5 protein-coding genes are annotated in these 5,055 nt (G+C 71.0%); 4 read left to right on the top strand and 1 reads right to left on the bottom strand.

All coding sequences use genetic code 11. The annotated features are described in order from the left end of the window. From VM840_11615 to VM840_11600, 4 genes are all read left to right on the top strand, one after another. Window positions 1–674 (top strand): hypothetical protein (locus VM840_11615; GenBank protein HVL82224.1); only part of this gene is annotated, 674 nt, incomplete at its 5' end. A 34-nt stretch (window positions 675–708) separates the two neighbouring features. Next, window positions 709–1,590, top strand: coding sequence for a hypothetical protein (locus VM840_11610; protein HVL82223.1), 882 nt, complete (start codon window positions 709–711; stop codon window positions 1,588–1,590). Window positions 1,591–1,717: 127 nt separating this feature from the next. After that, entirely contained in the window at window positions 1,718–2,581 is an 864-nt protein-coding gene (locus VM840_11605; GenBank protein ID HVL82222.1) for a hypothetical protein, read from the top strand. Window positions 2,582–2,652: 71 nt separating this feature from the next. Then, on the top strand, window positions 2,653–4,095 hold the full coding sequence (locus tag VM840_11600; protein ID HVL82221.1) for a family 1 glycosylhydrolase: 1,443 nt from the start codon (window positions 2,653–2,655) through the stop codon (window positions 4,093–4,095). Here the strand turns inward: VM840_11600 and VM840_11595 are convergent. Next, on the bottom strand, window positions 4,049–4,780 hold the full coding sequence (locus VM840_11595) for a TetR/AcrR family transcriptional regulator (protein HVL82220.1): 732 nt from the start codon (window positions 4,778–4,780) through the stop codon (window positions 4,049–4,051). The two genes, VM840_11600 and VM840_11595, sit on opposite strands and share 47 nt — an antisense overlap. Between the last annotated feature and the right edge of the window lie 275 nt (window positions 4,781–5,055).

The following is a 5,055-nucleotide window of genomic DNA, read 5'->3' as shown; positions in this document are numbered from 1 at the left end:
ACCCCGAGGGCGGCGCGAGCGCCAGCTGGTGCGACGCCATAGAGGTGCACGCCCCCTTCCCGGCCGACTACCGCGACCGGACCGCGTGGATGATCGAGATCGTCCTGCGCTGGACCCCCGGCACCGCGAACAACAACATGTGGCTGTGGGTCTGGGCCTACAACGAGGAGACGGAGACCTGGGGCGAGCTCGGCCAGGACCGGGCCGCCTTCTCGCCGGCGAACAACTACCGGCCCCGCCGGGTGGTCCTCGGTGACCCCGACCCCAACTTCGTGATCACCGTCCAGAACGCCGAGCGGGTGAACAGCGGCTACACGCTCGAGCTGATCTGGCACGAGATCGCCATCGACCTGAGCGCGTTCTCCCGTCCCCAGGTGGGGGGTCCGGCCTTCGGGCCCGTGACGCCCTCCAACCCGCAGAGGCCGGTCTTCGCCGACGGCCGCGATCTGGACCTGGCCCCCGTGGCACCTGTCGCCGCACCGAAGACGAACCTGGTCCCGGGTCCGGATGGGGAGGTTCAGCAGCTGACGCTTCCGACGATCGCCCGTGGTGACCGCGCCGCACCGGCCCGCAGGTCCTTCGACCCGGTCGTGGCGCTCGTGGTGGCGGCGTTGCTCGGATCGGGTGCGGTGCTCGCGTTCGTTGCCATCCGGCGAAGACAGGCCGAGTTGTAGGCTGGAAGGGCGTTCGGACGCAGGGAGGCGAGGCATGAAGACGAGGAAAGCGCTGGCAGCCGTCGCCGCCGCTGCGCTCTGCGCCGGCTGGGCCCTCGTCGCGACCCCGTCGCAGGCCGCGACCCGCGACGAGATCACCATCGGCGTCGGCCAACACTTCAAGAAGTCCTACCCGGCCATCCCCGCCGTCCGCCCCCCGGCGCCGGTCATCCCCTTCGCGCAGGTCCGTCCTCCGCAGTGCCGCGACCTCGGCGCGAGCAGCTCGTACTGCGACTCGTTCGACGTGGTGAAGATCGAGATCCCCGACGACTACCGGGCCCTGTGGCTCATCGAGGTCGTCCTGACGTGGAACCGGGGGACGACGAACAACGACATGTGGCTCTGGACCTGGGTGGAGGACGACATCGACGCCACCTGGGGTCCGATGGCGGCCGACCGCGACAGTACGGCCGCCGCCAAGTTCCCCCCACGCCGGGTCATCCTGAGCGAGCCCGACCCGTTCTTCATCACGGTCGTGAACAACGCGGGGGTCAACGCCGGGTACACCCTGGAGCTGATCTGGCATGAGACGGAGGTCGACCTCGGCGGGTTCAGCCGTCCCCAGGTGGCCACCACCAGCAGCCCGTTCAACGACCCGCGCTCCTCGAACGCCCCGGTGCCGACCGCGTTCAACGCGGACGGGTCCGACCTGGCCGCCTACGACGACGACCGGCCGCCGCCGGTCCGGACGGTCCTGGTTCCCGGCCCGGACGGCGCCATGCAGAAGGTGACGCTGCCCACGATCGCGCGCGGTGACCGCGCCGCGCCCCCTCAGCGCAGGTTCGACCCCGTCGTCGCCGCCGTCGTCGCCGGCCTGCTCGGGTCGGGCGCGGCACTGGCGTTCCTCGCCATCCGAAGGCGCCAGGCCGAGCTGTAGCGCCTCGGCCGCCGCCGAGGTCGAACGTCCGTTCGGCGCGGGAACCGAACCGTCCCCGGCGGCAGGAGATCGGGCTCCCGGCGTGGAATACCTCTCGGCGACAGATCCCATCCGAGGGGGTTCCAGAATGCGTAAGTTCCTGTCCTGCGTCGTGGGCGGCCTGATGCTCGCGGCGCTCCTCCCATCTGCGGCCACGGCCGCCGACCGCGGCAGGATCGCGGTCGCCCGAGGGGAGCAGATCGAGAAGTCGTTCCCCGCCATCCCGGCCGCCCAGCCCCAGCGCGTCGTGGTCGTCACCAGCGCCATCACGGCCGCGTCGTGCAAGTCGGCCAACAACTGCGACACGATCGTGGTGGACATCTCGGTGCCGCCCGGGTTCCGCAACGTCCACTTCGTGAACGTCGAGCTCCTCTGGGACGGCTCGACCGGCAACATGCTGTACATGTACCAGTGGAACAGCGACAAGCCCGAGGAAGCCGAGGCCAACCGACAGGCGAAGACGTCGCGCAACGACACCCAGAACCCGAAGAACATCCTGCTCGACCAGCCGGAGGGGGAGTACTACTTCACGGTGGTCAACATGGGCGGTGGCACGAACACCGGGTACAAGCTGCGGCTGACGTGGATCGAGAGCGCCGACCAGATCGTCGACCTCTCGGGCTACAACCGTCCGCGTCCGGGTGAGAACATCACGCCCATGTCCCAGGGCACCCGACCCTCGGTGCCGACCCGCCCGACCAGCTCGTTCGACTTCGGGGACGACTACGTCGACGACGCGCCGGTGAAGCGGGCGCGCACCGTCCTCGTGCCGGGTCCGGACGGACAGCTCGTCGCGATGGAGATGCCCGTCATCGCCCGCGGTAACCGCACCCCGCCGGTCACCCGGAGGTTCGACCCCGTGGTGGCGACGATGGTGGGGGTCCTGCTCTTCATGGGAGCGTTGGTCGCTTTCTTCGCGATCCGCAGCAGACGCAACGAGATCCTGCCGTAGCGATCGATGCGAGGTGAGGCCCCGCCCGACGGGCGGGGCCTCTTCGCGTTCCGGGCCCCTAACATCTGTGCATGGACGGGTTCCTATGGGGCGTCGCCACCGCCGCCGCACAGGTCGAGGGCGGGCTCAACGTCCCCGGGGGACCGGAGAACAACTGGGGGCCGTGGGAGCGGTCCGGACGCGTGGAGCCGTCCGGTGAGGCCGTGCGCTTCTGGACGGACCCCCACACCCTCCTCGACCTGGCGTCCGGACTGGGGGTCAACGCGTTCCGGATGTCCGTCGAGTGGGCACGCCTGCAGCCCGGACCGTCCTCCCCCCTCGACGACGCCGTCCTGGACGGGTACGTGTCCATCCTGGCTGGCGTGCGGGACCGCGGGATGGAGCCGGTCGTCACCCTCCACCACTTCACCCACCCGGCCTGGGCGGGTCCGGACCCGTGGCTCGACCCCCGAGGGGCGTCCACGTTCGCCCGCTTCGTCCGGGAGGCGGTCGGGGAGCTGAACCGACGGCTGTCCGAGCGCGGCACGGCTCCCGTCAGGTGGTGGGTGACGATCAACGAGCCGGCCATCCTGGCCGTCTCCACCTACGTGCTCGGGGCCTTCCCCGGGACCGGGTGGGGCGTGCCGCGCACCGCTGCCGCCCTGGACAACCTGATCGCCGGTCACGTCCTCGCCTATGACGCGATCCACGAGGTGCACGGGTCGAACGGGTGGCCGGAACCCCTCGTCACGACCAACTCGTACTCGATGACGCTCGCCGATCTCGACGCATCGGTCGTGGACCTCCTGGAGGCGCGGGAGCGCGGCGTGGACCGCGCCGACCTCACCACGTACCTGCGCCGGTGCCGAGCTCGCGCGCGCCGCCGCCTAGCCGCGCTCCCGAGGCGCGACGCCCTCGCTTCGCTGGTGGACGCCGCCCTGCACCGCGTGGCGGCCCTCGGTGCGCTGCGTCCCGAGGGTGCGGCCGCCGCTGCCCTGTACTCGTCGCCCAGGCCCCGCAAGCTCGACTGGATCTCGATCGACGTGTACGACCCGGTGGCCGGGCACCAGTTCCGACCGGCCGCCGCGGGAGCCCGGGCGCTCCGAGCGCGACCCGGGGTCGCCGAGCTCTGGGAGCAGGTCTCGACCCCCGCTGCGATGGCGGTCTGTCTGCGCCAGGCGCACCTCCAGGCTCCCGGACGTCCGATCGTCGTGGCCGAGAACGGCACGTGCACGCCCGGTATGCGTTCGCGTCCGGACGGCCTGCGGCGGGACGCCTACATCCGGGACATGACCCGCGAGGTGCTGCGGGCGCGCGACGAGGGGGTGCCGGTCGCGGGGTACCTGCACTGGACCCTGGTCGACAACTGGGAGTGGGGCTCCTACGTCCCGCGCTTCGGCCTCTACGGGGTGGACCGGTCAGACGGGGTGCGGATCCTGGAGACCGACGCGGTCGGGGTGGACTCGGCCGGCGCCTACCGGGAGGTCGTCAGGGCCGCGTCCGGACGGACCTCGGCCTCCGGGGCGGGAGGCTGACGTCGGGAGCCAGGGCCTTGTAGAAGAGCTCCTTGCACGCCGCGACGAGGCGGTCCAGGTCGGGCGGGTCGTCGTAGCAGAGGCTGGTGGCGAGGGTGTCCCTCAGCGCGTCGCAGAGCAGGCGCGCGGTCAGGTCCGGGTCCGAGGCGTGCACCAGTCCGAAATCGCGCGCCTGGGCGATCGCGTTGGACACGAGCGAGACCACGTCCCGCTCGAGCTCGAGCGCGTCGCGCACCAGGTCCGGACCCGGGGACTGCCGCACCACCACCTGCAGGGCCTCCCGCCTGTCCGTGTGGTAGGTGACGATCACCTCGAGGATCTCGTCGATGACGTCGCGGTAATCGACGGCCGCCCCTGCGGCGAGGGCCTCGACCGCGTCCGCGGCGACATCGGTGAGCGCGACGATCAGTCCGTCTAGGAACTCGCGCTTGAGCGCGAGGAGGATGTGCTCCTTCGAGGGGAAGTAGATGTAGATCGTCCCCTTGGCCACCCCGGCCGCGTTCGCGACCTCCTCCATGGTGGTCTCGGCGAACCCGCGTTCACCGAAGAGCTTCAGGGCCGCGTCCAGGATCTCCCGCCGCCTCTCCTCGGACGACTTGACGACCCGGCGCTTCAGGACGGACGAGACCGTCTCCCCGATCCCCAGCGCCTTGCCCTTCTCCACGGGTCCTTCCCGACCGGCCATGGCCCGATCATATGGGCAGGTCGGGGGGGCCACAAGGAGCGGGAGCCGGCCCGACCCCGGACCACGACTCGCCGTCGGTGGCCATCTCGGGCCCCGCCCGGACTACGGGTGGCGGGTTGTGGGTCGTGTGCGACCACGGGGTGCCACCCGCGCCCGGGGAGCCCCGTGCGCTCCCACGGATGGTGCGTTGTGGTCGTCATCCGGCCTCCCGGCTCCTCGCCAAGAAACCGGTTGACGAGTGACCGACCGCCGGTCATAATGTGACTGACCTTCAG

It is taken from the genome of Actinomycetota bacterium (assembly GCA_035540895.1).
In the GTDB taxonomy this organism is placed as follows: domain Bacteria; phylum Actinomycetota; class JAICYB01; order JAICYB01; family JAICYB01; genus DATLFR01.
Note: the sequence above shows the minus strand (reverse complement) of the source record. Positions and strands in the feature narration are given on the sequence as shown.